Here is a 15,530-nt window from a genome sequence, read left to right as displayed (position 1 = left end):
GTTCACTGGCAATATCCAATGCGGTGTTTTTTCGATGGTATTTTTGTAATCTCGCAGTTGATTTATATGGTTTTTCTCTTTATAATAAAGAAATGACAAGAGGAGGAAAAAAATGAATAATCAACTGAATAATGATCAGGACGGGAAGCGACCTGACAACAAAGATCCCAGGCAGGGATCAGGTAAAAATCATCAGTCGATTCTGGCTTTTCTGATATGCCTCCTGGTCACACTGGTGTGCTTCGCGTTGTTTACCAATATGCTGAAGGATAACAGCAGTGAGATCTCCTATGATAAATTTATCGATATGGTGGATAAGGACCAGGTTAAGGAAGTAACGATCCAGTCCAGTACATTGACGATCGTACCCAAGAAAAAGAATTCCAAGTACGAGGATATGAGCTATTACACCACGAAGACCGAAGACAGTACAGCACTTACCAAGAGACTGGAAGGAAAGGGAATCAAGTTTGAGACCGATCCGCCGGATGTTTTTGGTGAATTTGTTGCAATGATCCTGAGCGTGGTTCTGCCGACACTGCTTCTGTTCGGACTTCTGATGTTCTCCATGCGCCGCATGAACAAAGGCGGCGGGATCATGGGCATGGGCGTAGGCAAGAGCAAAGCCAAGGCATATGTGCAGCAGGAAACAGGCGTTTCCTTTAAGGATGTGGCAGGTCAGGATGAAGCCAAGGAATCTCTCCAGGAAGTTGTGGATTTTCTTCACAACCCCGGAAAATACACAGCCATCGGAGCCAAGCTGCCTAAGGGCGCACTTCTTGTAGGCCCTCCGGGAACCGGTAAGACATTACTTGCCAAGGCAGTTGCAGGTGAAGCGCAGGTACCGTTCTTCTCTCTTTCCGGCTCGGAATTTGTGGAGATGTTTGTGGGCGTGGGTGCCTCACGTGTCCGTGACCTTTTCGAGGAAGCCAAGAAGAATGCTCCGTGTATCGTATTTATCGATGAGATCGATGCCATTGGTAAAAGCCGTGATTCCCGCTATGGCGGCGGAAATGATGAGCGTGAGCAGACATTGAACCAGCTGCTTGCGGAGATGGATGGCTTTGATACATCCAAGGGACTTCTGATCCTTGCTGCGACCAACAGACCGGAGGTTCTTGATCCGGCTCTTCTCCGTCCGGGACGTTTTGACAGACGTGTGATCGTTGACAGACCGGATCTTAAAGGAAGGGTGGATATCCTGAAGGTACATGCCAAGAACGTGCTTCTGGATGACACCGTTGATTTTGAAGCTATTGCACTTGCAACTTCCGGTGCGGTAGGCTCTGATCTTGCCAATATGATCAATGAGGCTGCGATCCTTGCAGTCAAGAAGGGACGTAAAGCTGTATCACAGAAGGACCTGGAAGAATCCGTAGAGGTAGTTCTGGTGGGAAAAGAGAAGAAGGATCGTATCTTAAGCAAACAGGAACGCCGGATCGTATCCTACCATGAAGTCGGACACGCACTGGTAAATGCACTCCAGAAGGATGCGGAGCCTGTACAGAAGATCACCATCGTACCCCGTACCATGGGAGCACTGGGTTACGTTATGCAGGTACCTGAGGAAGAAAAATATCTCAACACCAAGAAAGAGCTGGAAGCTATGCTGGTAGGCTATCTTGGCGGACGTGCTGCAGAGGAGATCGTTTTTGACACAGTCACTACAGGTGCTGCCAATGATATTGAGCAGGCTACCAAGGTGGCCAGAGCCATGATCACACAGTATGGTATGTCAGAGAAGTTCGGACTGATGGGACTTGCCACACAGGAGAACCAGTATCTCAGCGGAAGAGCAGTTTTAAACTGTGGTGATGATACCGCAACAGAGATCGATCATGAGGTGATGAAGCTTCTCCACCATTCCTATGAGGAAGCCAAGAGGATCCTTGGAAGTCACAGAACAGAGATGGATAAGATCGCAGAATATCTGATCCGCAAGGAAACCATTACAGGTAAAGAGTTCATGAAGATCCTCCGTGCAGTTCAGCAGGGCCTGGATATCCCGGAGAATCTGGATGATCTGGTACTTTCCGAGGATGAAAAAGAAGTGTCCAATAAACAGGATATTGAAATGATCGCGGAAAATAACGAGGCTGCAAAAAGTACAGAATCGGTTCAGTTCAGACCGGAGATATCCGGACAGGAACTGACAGAGGATATGCAGGCACCGGAGAAAACAGAAGAATCTGCTCAGACAACAGATAGCGATCATGCAGAAACAGAAGAAAAGCCGGGATCACAGGCATAAAACAGATCATAAGAAAACCGGGAGAAATCCCGGTTTTCTTATTACTGTAATAGTAAAACAGGAGAATAAAGTATGTTCATAATCGAGGAAGAATTAAAGAAGCTTCCGGCAAAACCGGGAGTTTATATCATGCATGGCGAGAAAGACGAGATCATCTATGTGGGAAAAGCCATAAGCCTTAAGAATCGTGTGCGCCAGTATTTCCAGAGCAGTCGTAATAAAGGTGCCAAGATTGAACGGATGGTTACACATATTACCAGATTTGAGTACATTATTACGGATTCGGAGCTGGAAGCCCTTGTGCTGGAGTGTAATCTTATCAAGGAACATCGTCCGAAATATAATACCATGCTCAAAGATGACAAGAGCTATCCGTTTATTAAGGTGACAGTTCATGAGCCATACCCGAGAGTGCTTTTTGCCAGGAGAATGAAAAAGGACAAGGCAAGATATTTTGGTCCCTATACAAGCGGCGGAGCAGTAAAGGACGTGATCGAACTGGTGCGGAAGCTGTATCAGGTGCGCTCCTGCAACCGCAGTCTTCCGAGAGATACCGGAAAGGACCGGCCCTGTCTGTACTATCATATGAAACAGTGCAAGGCACCCTGCCAGGGGTATATCAGCCAGGAAGAATACCGGAAGAATATCAATAAGGTGATCAAATTTCTGAATGGAGATTTTCAGGACGCCATTAGTGAACTGATGGAAAAAATGCAGAAAGCTTCGGAGGAAATGCGCTACGAAGATGCTATGGAATACCGGGACCTGATCAGCAGTATCCGGAAGATCGGTGAACGGCAGAAAATCACCGGATACGGGCAGGAAGACAGGGACATCATTGCAGTAGCCATGGATGACAGTGAAGACCTCAGGGATCAGGATGCGGTTGTCCAGGTGTTTTTTATCCGTGATGGCAGGCTGATCGGCAGAGATCATTTTTATCTCCGTGTGGCAAAAGGCGATACAAAGGCGCAGGTCCTTTCAAGCTTTCTGAAACAGTTTTATGCGGGAACGCCATTTATTCCATCTGAGATCATGCTCCAGAGTGAGATCGAAGATGCAGATATCATCGAGGAGTGGTTGTCAGGAAGAAGAAAGCAGAAGGTACACATCCGGGTCCCGAAGAAGGGAACCAAGGAAAAGCTGGTAGAACTTGCCCTGGAAAATGCCCGTATGGTACTTGCCAAGGACAGAGAACGGATCAGGCGGGAGGAAGGACGAACTATTGGAGCTGTTCATGAGGTGGAAGAATGGCTGGGACTGAAAAACGTGGTGCGCATGGAAGCTTACGATATTTCCAATATCAGTGGCTTTGAGTCTGTGGGATCCATGGTGGTTTATGAAAAAGGCCGTCCCAAACGAAGTGATTACCGTAAGTTCAAGATCAAATGGGTACAGGGACCCAACGATTATGCCAGCATGGAAGAGGTTCTGACCCGAAGGTTCACTCATGAGAGTAACGGAGAATTTGACAGCTTTGCAAGGCTTCCGGATCTGATCCTGATGGATGGTGGAAGAGGGCAGGTAAATATCGCTCTGAAGGTGCTGAATGAGCTTGGGATAAGCATCCCGGTCTGCGGTATGGTCAAGGACGATCATCATCGGACGAGAGGCCTGTATTTCAACAATGTGGAGATTCCTATTGACACATCCGGCGAAGGCTTTCGCCTGATCACCAGGATCCAGGATGAAGCCCACCGGTTTGCCATTGAATACCATCGTTCTCTCAGGAGCAGGGAACAGGTCCATTCTATCCTGGATGATATCCCGGGGATCGGTGATACCAGAAGGAAAGCCCTTCTGCGTAAATTTAAATCTGTGGAAAATATCCGGGATGCATCGGAGGAAGAACTGGCACAGACAGAGAGCATGAATGCCAGAAGCGCCCGTCAGGTCTATGAATTTTTTCATAAATCCTGATGCTGCATTGCAGTTTCAGCAGTGATTGTGTATAATTGAAGATAAGGTGTCTCACGCCCCGGTAAAACGGCAGTGAGAATGCAAACTTTCAGCGAAAAGGAGACAAAAGTATGAAGGGTGTACAGTTGACAAAGATGGTACAGGAACTGGAGCTTAATAATCTGACTCCGGAGATCGACCTGTCAGGCATCGTGATCAAGACTGCAGAGATCAACAGACCTGCGCTTCAGCTTACCGGATATCTGGAGCATTTTGCCAATGAACGAGTTCAGATCATCGGATATGTAGAGTATACGTATCTGATGCAGCTTAATGAGGAGGAGAGACGTTTTAAATATGAACGTTTCATTTCCAGCAAGATCCCATGTGTTATTTTCAGTACCATGACTCGTCCGTCTCAGGACATGATCGATCTGGCTGTTAAATATAATGTTCCGACATTCGTGACAGAAAGAACAACTTCCAGTTTTATGGCAGAGATCATCCGTTGGCTGGGCGTGCAGCTTGCACCATGTATTTCTATTCATGGTGTGCTGGTTGATGTTTACGGCGAGGGAATCCTGATCACAGGTGAGAGCGGTATCGGTAAGAGTGAGGCAGCCCTGGAGCTGATCAAGAGAGGTCATCGTCTTGTCAGTGATGATGTTGTTGAGATCCGTAAGGTCAGTGACGTAACACTGGTGGGATCTGCGCCGGATATCACACGTCACTTTATCGAACTTCGTGGTATCGGTATCATCGATGTAAAAACACTGTTCGGTGTTGAGAGCGTTAAGGATACCCAGTCTATCGATCTCGTGATCAAGCTTGAGGAGTGGGACAGAGACAAGGAATACGATCGTCTTGGACTGCATGAGGAGTATACAGAGTACCTTGGAAATAAGGTAGTATGCCATTCTCTTCCGATCCGTCCGGGCCGTAACCTGGCGATCATCGTTGAGGCAGCGGCTGTCAATCACAGACAGAAGAAGATGGGATACAATGCGGCAGAGGCTCTGTACAAGCGTGTACAGGCAAATCTTGCGAAAAAAAGAGAAAATCCGGATGACGAAGAATAAGAGAGGGTAAGAAATGGGAACATATTGTTTTGGAATCGATGTAGGTGGAACAACTGTAAAATGCGGACTTTTCCGTACGGATGGTACTCTTGTTGAGAAATGGGAGATTCCAACCCGTAAAGAAAACAATGGAGATCAGATCCTTCCTGATGTGGCAGCAGCAGTAAATGCCAAGATGGAAGAAAAGGGTATCTCCAAAGAGGAGGTGGAAGGCGTCGGGATCGGTGTTCCGGGACCGGTAAACTCCAAAGGCGAAGTATCACGTGCAGTAAATCTCTTCTGGGGATATAAGAACGTTGTGGGAGAGATGGAAGAACTTACAGGTCTTCATGCGGAAGCTGGAAATGACGCCAATGTAGCGGCATTGGGAGAGGCATGGAAGGGTGCTGCAGCAGGCTCCTCCGATGTGATCATGGTCACACTTGGAACAGGTGTAGGCGGTGGTATCATTGTTGATGGAAAGATCGTGACCGGACATCACGGAGCTGGCGGTGAGATCGGACATGCCAATGTGGATCATCATGAAACAGAATCCTGCAACTGCGGAAACAGGGGCTGTCTGGAACAGTATGCTTCTGCGACCGGAATTGTCCGCATGGCAAAAAAAGAGCTTGCAGCTTCCGGTGAGAACAGTGTTCTCAGAGATGCCGAAGAGATTTCAGCAAAAGCAGTTCTGGACGCATTTAAGGAGAATGATCCGGTAGCTGTAGCAACCATGGAAAAGGTCGGAGAGCAGCTGGGTGGTGCTCTTGCCATTATTTGCTGTGTGACAGATCCGGAGACCATTGTTATCGGCGGAGGAGTTTCCAAGGCCGGACAGCCGCTTATTGACTGTATCCGGAAATATTACAGAGAGTATGCTTTTGAATCCTGCAAGGATACTCCTATCGTGATCGCGACACTTGGCAATGATGCAGGAATCTACGGTGCAGCCAAGATGGTACTTTAACCGAACCAGGGAAGTACCCTGCTTCAATTGCGAAAAGTAATAAGCGGTGGGTGGGACTTGCCTGAACTGATAAACTGCGAGACAGTAAGAAGTTATTAAAAGTAAAAAAAGTGGTTTCCATATTTCAGGAAACCACTTTTTTTATATGTTGTTTATGAAAGATACCTATAATGGAGATCATTCATAATATTCTACCGGATCTTCGCCGGTGTCATCGCCACCGGTATCATTGCTGTTATCATAGCTGCCGTCATCACCACCGGTGTTGTCGTCTGTTCCGGAATTGTCAGTATCATCACCGGTATTATCGGAACCGTCATCGGAATTGTCAGTATTGTCAGTGTCGGTGCTGTCAGTACTGTCCGGAGCTGCGCTTGGAATCGCTTCAGCTGCTGCATCGGTATCGGCGTCCGTATCTTCGTTATAATAATAGTCCTCTTCATCGTAATCGCTGCTGCCGTAGAAATGCTGATCACAGTATTCGGTGGGAAGACTGGAGATATCAAAATACTCTGTGATAGTCGGGCATCCGGATCTGGGAAGAAGACCGGTTTCTGCGCAGACACTGGCTTTTTCCACACTGGAAGGCATATCGAAATCTCTGTCCTCCAGGCCCTCGTGGATACGGGTCATAACCTTTTTCCAGAGATTTTTGTGGAAGTTACGGGCATCTTCCGGAATTTTTTCGTTGTTGTCATAGCCGGACCATACTGCACAGGTGTAGTACGGTGTGTAGCCTACGAACCACAGGTCATTGTAGTCCTCTGTAGTACCTGTTTTTCCGGCTACAGTCATATTGTCCAGCTGGCAGGCGGTACCGGTACCTTTTTTTACAACGTCTTCCATGGCGCTTGTAAGAAGATAAGCGGTACTGTCTTTGATCACAGATCTGGAAACGGAGGAGTTCTCGATCAGAACATTTCCGTCATGATCAAGGATCTGTGTATAATAGATCGGTTTGATATAGTTCCCGCCATTAGCAATGGCTGCATATGCAGCACAAAGTTCCACGTTCTTGACACCTTTGGTGATACCGCCAAGAGCAGTAGCCAGGTTGGCGTCACTCCAGATATTTCCGTTGGCATCTTTATCTGCCTCAGTTCCGTGAGCTAGTGTGGTGAAACCGAAATCATCCAGATATTTAAGGCCGAGAGCCGGGGTAACCTGCTCCAGGCATTTAACAGCTACAACGTTGATAGAATTCTGGATCGCTTTGCGGATGGTGGTCTCGCCGCCGTAGCTTCTTGAGGCGTTGTTGACAGGAGATCCGTCCGGGTATTCGTAAGGCTCATCCATAAAGGTTGTAGCAAGGGTATCGCCTTTTTCGTTCAGCGCCGGTGCATAGGTGGAAACGATCTTAAAGGTAGAACCAGGCTGTCTGGTCGTATCAGTGGCACGGTTCAGAGTCAGGCTGGCTGTTTTTTCACCACGGCCTCCGATCAGGGCTTTTACGTAACCGGTATGCTGGTCAATGACAGTCATGGAAGACTGTGGCTGTGGCGCAAAGTTTACACGCTCAGATACTACGGTGCTTCCGTCTGCCAGGATGTTAGCCTTGTATTGATCCACATACTGCTGACCTTCTTCAGGAGAATCAAAGAGAAGATCAAATTCCGGATCCTGATCACGGAAATACAGCTGCAGCATTTCTTTGCTGTAGTTTGTCTGTTTTCCATCCGGGCTTTGTACAGTCAGTGCATAATCCAGTTCATACTGAACATTGGCCGGATAGTTATCAGGATTTGCATATTCCTCATCAAGGATCTGCTGCATGTTGGAATCCAGGGTTGTCATGATCTTCAGACCACCGCTGTAAAGAAGATTGGTAGCCTGTGTCTTGGTATATCCTTTAATGTTCATCAGGTCGCTGATGACCTGATTGGTAACCTCATCTTCGAAATACGTGTAAACGGTACTTTCTTCTTCGGTGTTCTCAAGCTGTGCGGCCTGGATACGGGAATAAACGTCATCATTCAGTGCTGCATTATATTCATCCTGTGAGATGTAATTCTGATCCAGCATGTGATCCAAGACTTCCTTCCGTCTCTTGGAGTTTGCCTTTGGATTGGTGATCGGATTGAATTTGGTAGGGTTCTGCGTGATGCCGGCAAGGGTGGCACATTCAGAAAGATTCAGATCCCATACGTCTTTGTTAAAGTATTTTTTGGAAGCGGCCTGTACACCGTAGGAACCTGCACCCAGGTTAATGGTATTCAGGTAATTCTCAAGAATCACATTTTTGTCATATTTTTTTTCAATCTGTACAGCAAGGTACTGCTCCTGGAACTTACGTGTGAAACGTTCCAGCTGTGTGGATTCGTTGGTCCAGTCAGTGAAAACATTATTCTTCAGAAGCTGCTGTGTGATGGTACTGGCACCCTCGGAAAAGTTACCGGTGGTGATCGCCTTCATTCCGGCACGTGCGATACCGCGGACATCAATACCGTTATGTTCATAAAAACGCTCATCCTCAATGGCTACCACTGCATGCTGCAGACTGACCGGGATCTGGTCCAGGGAGACCGGGAGACGGTTGGATGTAGGGGCTGAAAGCTGTCGGATCTGTGTTCCCTGGTCATCATACAGGAAGGTTGCATATCCGAGAGGTGAAATATCCACATCGTTGACGTCAGGTGCTCCGGCGATCACGCCCCGGAAGGAGCCGATACCAAGGCAGACAACCATGACGCAGACTGCGATCAGAGCTGTAAATAAAACCCGGATAAACGAAACATGTGCTCTTTTTTCCAGCATGGAAGTACGGGAGATCAGAGCATTCCGCTTCTTGGAAGTGGATCTTTTTCCGTAGTTCATAATATTCCTCCTTTATAATCCGTTTCATTATAACAAATATGAGATGCCAAATAAAGCCTTAAAAAAAATTTCACAATTCATGATATCTTATACATTGTGCAATGAAGATAATTATTATACAATAAAGAAAACTCTGCCTGAAACAGAGGGTTGGATATAGATAACGGAGGCGTAAACCATGCTGGAACATTATAAAACCATATACGAAGGCGGCGAAGGCGAACTTGTGGAAAAAAAATCCCGTTTCATCGCAACCGTCCGTCCTGTGGAAACAGAAGAAGAGGCCCTTGCCTTTATCGAAGAAATGAAAAAAAAATACTGGGATGCACGTCATAACTGCTATGTATATTCCGTAGGGATGAACCGGGAAGCCACCCGCTGCAGTGATGACGGAGAACCATCCGGAACAGCCGGAAGGCCTATGCTGGATGTGCTTCTGGGAGCCGGGATCTATAATGCGGCCATTGTGGTGACCAGATATTTTGGAGGTGTCCTTCTTGGGACAGGAGGGCTTGTGCGGGCATATTCCGGTGCAGTCCAGGCAGGACTGGCGGCAAGTACCGTCATTGAGAAGCATCATGGAATCTCTCTTCAGGTGACGACGGATTATACAGGGATCGGAAAGATCCAGTATATCGCAGGAGAAAGAAGTTTGCCGATCCTGGATTCCGAATATACCGACAAGGTTGTCCTGAAGCTTCTTGTGCCGGATGATCAGGTCGAAGAGGTGAAGAAGGCGATCACAGAAGGAACAAACGGAAGAGCCGGACTTGAGAAGGATGCAGAACTGTATTTTGCGAAAGTAAACGGAGAAGTGAAGACCTTCGAAAAGTAAAAGAAAAGAGAATGTCAGTATAAAAATACCCCGGGAAGAGGGCAGATGATCTGTGTTACAGTCTGCTCTTCGCGGGGCTTTTTTATTTCAGAAAATTATTCCTGTTAGCATTTCTCCGGTTCCGGATAATCCACACCAAAGGTATCAACAGTCATGGAGCTGATCTTCTGCTCGTCAAGAGGACGGTCACTGTAGTCCGTGTCTGTCTCTGCGATAGCATTTACAACATCCATGCCCTCAATGATCTGACCGAATGCAGCATAGCTTCCGTCAAGATGCGGAGCAGCCTTGTGCATGATAAAGAACTGGCTTCCGGCAGAGTTCGGATTCATGGCTCTTGCCATGGAGAGAACACCTGGTGTATGCTTCAGGTCGTTTTTGAAACGGTTCTGGGAGAACTCACCCTTGATGCTGTATCCCGGGCCACCCATACCGGTTCCGTCCGGGCATCCGCCCTGGATCATAAAGCCGTTGATGACACGGTGGAAGATCAGGCCGTCATAAAAGCCTTTTTTTACAAGGCTGATGAAGTTATTTACTGTGTTCGGGGCAACTTCCGGATATAATTCCGCTTTCATTACATCGCCATTATCCATTGTGATGGTAACGATAGGATTTGCCATAGTTTTCGCACTCCTTTTCAAAAAGTATTGTATTTCGCTGTTCGCTCTATTATAATATGCAAAGAATAATTGTGCAAGAAAAAGGTGGAAAATATGGTCATAGAAACGCATGATCCTGAGGAAACATTCGAGGTCGGAAGGACGATCGGAATGAATGCGAAGCCGGGACAGATCTACACACTGACAGGCGATCTGGGAGTTGGAAAAACCGTGTTCACACAGGGAGTGGCAGCAGGTCTTGGAATTACAGAACCTGTAAACAGCCCTACGTTTACCATTATCCAGGAATATGAAGACGGACGTCTGCCATTTTATCATTTTGATGTATATCGTATCGGGGATCTGGAAGAAATGGAAGAGATCGGATACGATGATTATTTTTTCGGGCAGGGAATCTGTCTGATCGAATGGGCGGAACTCATTGAGGAGATCCTGCCGGAAAAAAGGATTGAAGTTACCATTGAAAAAGATCTTGAGAAGGGCTTTGAATACAGAAAGATCACCATTGAGGAGAGAGGAGAAAAGACAGAATGAGAGTTTTGGCACTGGACAGTTCCGGAATCGTGGCATCCGTAGCCATTGTGGAGGACGATACACTGGTAGCGGAATATACAGTTAATTATAAGAAAACACATTCCCAGACTCTTCTTCCCATGCTGGATGAGATCGTGAAGATGACAGAGCTGGATCTGAAGACGATTGACGCTATTGCGGTAGCCAAGGGACCGGGCTCTTTTACCGGACTCCGTATTGGCTCTGCCACAGCCAAGGGACTTGGACTTGCCCTTGACAAACCACTGGTCGGGATTCCAACTGTGGAGGCACTGGCCTATAATCTCTATGATGTAAACGGACTGATCTGTCCGATCATGGATGCCAGAAGAAAGCAGGTTTATACGGGAATCTATCGTTACGAGGATCACAGGCTCATGACGGTAAAGGATCAGATGGCAGTGGGAATTGAGGAGTTTCTTTCCATGCTGAATGAGATGGGAGAAGCCGTAACATTCCTCGGAGACGGAGTCCCGGTATTTAAAGATATCATCGCAGATAAGCTTACTGTACCGTTTTCTTTTGCACCGGCCCATCTTTCCAGACAGAGAGCAGGTGCTGTAGGTGCACTTGGTGTCCTTTATTATAAAGAAGGCAGAACCGAGACAGCGGCTGAGCACAAACCGGATTATCTCCGTGTTTCACAGGCTGAGCGGGAGCGTGCCCAGAAACTGAAAAAAGGATCAGAAGGGGAAAACGCATGATCTTAAGAGAAATGCTTGTGGATGATCTGGATCAGGTTATGGAGATCGAAGAGGAACTTTTTTCAGTCCCCTGGACAAAAGAGGGATTTCTGACATTTCTTATGAAAGAGAACGGGATGTTTCTTGTTGTGGAAGAAAAGGGCCGGATCCTGGGATATTGTGGTCTTCTTACGGTGCTGGATGAGGGGGATGTGACCAATGTGGCTGTCCGCAGAGACCGTCAGAGAGAGGGAATCGGAAATTTCCTTATGGAAAGTATGATCCGTCTGGCAGAAGAGCGTGGGATCACCATGATTCATCTGGAGGTCCGGGCAGGAAATGAGACTGCGATCCGGCTTTATGAACGTCAGGGATTTGTGCGAGATGGCCTGCGAAAGGGATACTATACAGATCCCACAGAGGATGCTGTTCTTATGACACGCACCACAGTTTCTGAATAGGCTTACCCGGGAGAGGTACTTGTCTGTACGGGATAAGTATGCTAAACTTTGCCACAGAACAGGAAAAGAGGAAAAATATGTTAGATGTTTGTTTACTTGGCTGCGGAGGAATGATGCCGCTGCCACGCAGATGGCTTACCGCACTGATGACCCGTTATAACGGCAGCAGTCTGATGATCGATTGCGGGGAAGGCACTCAGGTGGCCATTAAAGAAAAGGGCTGGAGCTTCAAGCCTATTGATGTGATCTGTTTTACCCATTATCATGGGGATCATATCAGCGGACTTCCGGGACTCCTTTTGACTATGGGAAATGCAGACCGCACAGAACCGCTGACTCTGGTAGGCCCAAGAGGACTGGAACGTGTGGTAAGCGCACTTCGTGTGATCGCACCGGAGCTGCCCTTTGAAATTAAATTTATCGAGATCACGAAACCGGAGGAAGTTCTGGAACTGAATGGGTACCGGATCACTGCATTTCGGGTGAACCATAATGTTACCTGCTATGGCTATACCCTTGAGATCCTGCGCCAGGGAAAATTTTCTCCTGATAGTGCCAGAGAGCATGAGATCCCGCTGAAATTCTGGAATCCGCTGCAGAAGGGACAGACTGTGGAGGATGAAGGAAGGATCTACACACCGGATATGGTGCTTGGTCCGCCAAGAAAAGGGATCAAGCTTACCTATACCACAGATACCAGACCGACAGAGTCTATTTTACGTAATGCAAAAGGTTCCGATCTTTTTATCTGTGAGGGAATGTACGGTGAAGATGACAAGATCGAAAAGGCAAAAGGCTACAAACACATGACGTTTCGTGAAGCGGCCACTCTTGCCCGTGATGCGGAAGTGGGGGAAATGTGGCTGACCCATTACAGCCCTTCTCTGGTACGTCCGGATGATTACATGGATACAGTACGTGAGATCTTTCCGAAGGCATGGCCGGGAAAAGACGGGAAGAGTGTGGAACTGAATTTTGAAGAGGACTGAAAAAATGAAAGATACATTAATTCTTGGTATTGAGAGCTCCTGTGATGAAACGGCAGCTTCCGTTGTAAAAAATGGAAGGACTGTCTTATCAAACGTGATTTCCTCACAGATCGAGATCCATAAACTGTACGGAGGTGTTGTACCGGAGATCGCCTCCAGAAATCATATAGAAAGGATCAACCAGGTCATCCAGGAAGCGCTGGACGAGGCAAATGTCACTCTGGATGATATTGATGCTATCGGTGTAACCTATGGACCGGGGCTTGTCGGTGCACTTCTTGTAGGTGTGGCAGAAGCCAAGGCCATTGCCTATGCAAGAAACCTGCCACTGGTAGGCGTGCATCATATAGAAGGCCATGTTTCTGCCAATTATATTGAGCATCCGGATCTGGAACCTCCGTTTCTCTGTGCCATTGTATCCGGTGGACACACCCATCTTGTTATTGTGAAGGACTACGGCCAGTTTGAAATCCTGGGCCGAACCAGAGACGATGCGGCAGGTGAGGCATTTGATAAGGTTGCACGTGCCATTGGGCTGGGATATCCGGGAGGACCGAAGATCGATAAGCTGGCAAAGGAAGGAAATCCGGACGCTATCGAGTTTCCACGTGCAAAAATCGGCGAAAATCCATATGATTTCAGCTTCAGCGGCGTGAAGTCCGCAGTTCTTAATTATTTAAACGGGGCAAAAATGAAAGGTGAGGAAGTAAACCGTGCAGATATCGCGGCATCCTTCCAGAAGGCAGTTGTTGACGTACTGGTAGAGCATACCATGCAGGCAGCAGCTGATTTTGGCATGAAAAAGGTTGCCATTGCAGGAGGTGTTGCTTCCAACGGAGCACTTCGCACTGCTATGGAAAAAGCATGTACAGAACGTGGATACAAATTTTACCGTCCGTCACCGATCTTCTGTACGGATAATGCAGCGATGATCGGTGTGGCAGCTTACTATGAATATATCAGGGGAACACGCCACAGCTGGGATCTGAATGCGGTTCCGAACCTGAAGCTTGGCGAAAGATAAAAGAATCCGGGGTAATTGATCATGGGAGAGTGCAGAAATACAGCTATTGTCCTAGCAGCAGGCCAGGGAAAGAGAATGCACAGCAAAATACAAAAGCAGTTTATGGAGCTTGACGGGATGCCGGTGCTCTGTTATTCTCTGCGCTGTTTTCAGGAAAGTCCGCTGATCAGGGATGTGATCCTGGTAACAGGGGAGGAATATGTTTTCTGGTGCAAAGAAGAAATCGTGGAAAAATATGGTTTTACAAAGGTTTCTGCTGTAGTATCCGGCGGAAAAGAACGGTACGATTCTGTTTATGAAGGACTTCGTGCGTGTAAAGACACAGAGTATGTGCTGATCCATGACGGTGCCAGACCATTTATTGATCATGGGATCATTGAAAGAGGACTTATGGCAGCAGCACAGACAGGGGCCAGTGTTACAGGCATGCCTTCCAAGGATACAGTTAAGATCGCAGATGAGGATGGGAATGTCAGTGAAACTCCGGATCGCAGCAGTGTATGGATCGTCCAGACTCCGCAGATCTTTCAGTACCCGCTGATCTATGGCGCATATACCAGCATTCGGCAGAAGGAAATGACCGGAATTACAGATGATGCCATGGTTGCAGAACATGAGACCGGGGTGAAGATCCGCTTTTCAGAAGGTTCTTATCGCAATATCAAGATCACAACACCGGAAGATCTGGTGGTTGCGGAGGCATTTTTGAAGGAAAACAGAGAGTAGAATAGAGAGTAGAACAGGGTGAAAATCCCGGTAAATATGGACATATAGCAGAAATTGAAGCTATATGTCCAATTTTTTGAAAAAAATATCAAATTTGTTATTGACAGGGGAGATATTTGATGATAGAATACAACATGCGCTGACAAAACAGCACAAAAAATGTTGAAAAACATTATATGGAGAGATATCGAAGTGGTCATAACGAGGCGGTCTTGAAAACCGTTTGTCCGCAAGGGCGCGTGGGTTCGAATCCCACTCTCTCCGTTTGTCAAATACAGAATAAAAACTTTTTAAAAAAGTTAAAAAAGTACTTGACAACATAAAAGATACGAGATATAATATCACCTGTCGCTAAGAACGGCAGAGATAAATATCGGAACTACTTAGTAAGTAGGGCAATTTGGAGAAGTACCCAAGCTGGCCGAAGGGGCTCCCCTGGAAAGGGAGTAGGTCGTTAACGCGGCGCGAGGGTTCAAATCCCTCCTTCTCCGTTTTGATTTTTTTGAAGACTAAATACTTCAAAAAAATTAAAAAAAGTTCTTGACAAGCAGTTGAGAATGAGATAAAATGAACAAGCTGTCCGAGAGACGGACACAACAAACCTTGATAACTAAACAGTGAAACACATACGATTCTCGAAAATTT

At 47.0% G+C, this 15,530-nt stretch carries 13 protein-coding genes and 2 tRNA genes; 13 read left to right on the top strand and 2 right to left on the bottom strand.

Going from position 1 to position 15,530, the window contains the following annotated elements; genetic code table 11:
* Positions 1-112: 112 nt before the first annotated feature.
* From ftsH to NE638_RS15850, 4 genes are all read left to right on the top strand, one after another.
* A complete protein-coding gene (gene ftsH, locus NE638_RS15865; protein WP_021651517.1) occupies positions 113-2,251 on the top strand; it encodes an ATP-dependent zinc metalloprotease FtsH in 2,139 nt (712 codons plus the stop codon).
* Positions 2,252-2,323: 72 nt separating this feature from the next.
* Positions 2,324-4,171 (top strand): excinuclease ABC subunit UvrC, encoded by a 1,848-nt coding sequence (gene uvrC, locus NE638_RS15860; RefSeq protein ID WP_092070110.1) that lies wholly within the window; start codon positions 2,324-2,326, stop codon positions 4,169-4,171.
* A gap of 110 nt (positions 4,172-4,281) precedes the next feature.
* A complete protein-coding gene (gene hprK / locus NE638_RS15855; protein WP_021651515.1) occupies positions 4,282-5,229 on the top strand; it encodes an HPr(Ser) kinase/phosphatase in 948 nt (315 codons plus the stop codon).
* A gap of 13 nt (positions 5,230-5,242) precedes the next feature.
* Entirely contained in the window at positions 5,243-6,178 is a 936-nt protein-coding gene (locus tag NE638_RS15850) for an ROK family glucokinase (protein WP_021651514.1), read from the top strand.
* 177 nt (positions 6,179-6,355) lie between these two features.
* On the opposite strand, the gene NE638_RS15845 is transcribed toward NE638_RS15850, so the two are convergent.
* Complete coding sequence (locus NE638_RS15845; protein ID WP_059086826.1) at positions 6,356-8,992, bottom strand: transglycosylase domain-containing protein; 2,637 nt, start codon at positions 8,990-8,992, stop codon at positions 6,356-6,358.
* 178 nt (positions 8,993-9,170) lie between these two features.
* Between NE638_RS15845 and NE638_RS15840 the strand changes: the two genes are divergently transcribed.
* On the top strand, positions 9,171-9,827 hold the full coding sequence (locus tag NE638_RS15840; RefSeq protein ID WP_022426677.1) for a YigZ family protein: 657 nt from the start codon (positions 9,171-9,173) through the stop codon (positions 9,825-9,827).
* 104 nt (positions 9,828-9,931) lie between these two features.
* Here NE638_RS15840 and NE638_RS15835 read toward each other — a convergent pair whose 3' ends face one another.
* Complete coding sequence (locus tag NE638_RS15835; protein ID WP_021651510.1) at positions 9,932-10,450, bottom strand: peptidylprolyl isomerase; 519 nt, start codon at positions 10,448-10,450, stop codon at positions 9,932-9,934.
* 93 nt (positions 10,451-10,543) lie between these two features.
* Here NE638_RS15835 and tsaE point away from each other — a divergent pair, with 93 nt between their 5' ends.
* The 8 genes from tsaE to NE638_RS15795 all read left to right on the top strand — a co-directional run bounded on the left by tsaE (position 10,544) and on the right by NE638_RS15795 (position 15,376).
* Complete coding sequence (gene tsaE, locus NE638_RS15830; protein ID WP_015525922.1) at positions 10,544-10,984, top strand: tRNA (adenosine(37)-N6)-threonylcarbamoyltransferase complex ATPase subunit type 1 TsaE; 441 nt, start codon at positions 10,544-10,546, stop codon at positions 10,982-10,984.
* A complete protein-coding gene (gene tsaB, locus NE638_RS15825; RefSeq protein WP_173746667.1) occupies positions 10,981-11,706 on the top strand; it encodes a tRNA (adenosine(37)-N6)-threonylcarbamoyltransferase complex dimerization subunit type 1 TsaB in 726 nt (241 codons plus the stop codon). The genes tsaE and tsaB overlap by 4 nt, the downstream gene beginning before the upstream one ends.
* Positions 11,703-12,146: a ribosomal protein S18-alanine N-acetyltransferase gene (gene rimI, locus NE638_RS15820; RefSeq protein WP_059086828.1), complete on the top strand. Its 444-nt coding sequence runs from the start codon at positions 11,703-11,705 to the stop codon at positions 12,144-12,146. Before tsaB ends, rimI begins: the two co-directional genes overlap by 4 nt.
* Before the next feature lie 77 nt (positions 12,147-12,223).
* Positions 12,224-13,135: a ribonuclease Z gene (locus NE638_RS15815; protein ID WP_015525919.1), complete on the top strand. Its 912-nt coding sequence runs from the start codon at positions 12,224-12,226 to the stop codon at positions 13,133-13,135.
* 4 nt (positions 13,136-13,139) lie between these two features.
* Positions 13,140-14,159: a tRNA (adenosine(37)-N6)-threonylcarbamoyltransferase complex transferase subunit TsaD gene (tsaD, locus tag NE638_RS15810; protein WP_015525918.1), complete on the top strand. Its 1,020-nt coding sequence runs from the start codon at positions 13,140-13,142 to the stop codon at positions 14,157-14,159.
* Between the two features lie 21 nt (positions 14,160-14,180).
* Complete coding sequence (ispD, locus tag NE638_RS15805; protein WP_015525917.1) at positions 14,181-14,885, top strand: 2-C-methyl-D-erythritol 4-phosphate cytidylyltransferase; 705 nt, start codon at positions 14,181-14,183, stop codon at positions 14,883-14,885.
* A 178-nt stretch (positions 14,886-15,063) separates the two neighbouring features.
* A tRNA-Ser gene (locus NE638_RS15800) sits at positions 15,064-15,149 on the top strand.
* A gap of 138 nt (positions 15,150-15,287) precedes the next feature.
* Positions 15,288-15,376, top strand: a tRNA-Ser gene (locus NE638_RS15795).
* Positions 15,377-15,530 lie beyond the last annotated feature (154 nt).

Source organism: Blautia sp. MSK.18.38 (assembly GCF_024460535.1).
GTDB classification, from domain to species: Bacteria; Bacillota; Clostridia; order Lachnospirales; family Lachnospiraceae; genus Blautia_A; species Blautia_A fusiformis.
This window is presented reverse-complemented; position numbering and strand designations above follow the sequence as displayed.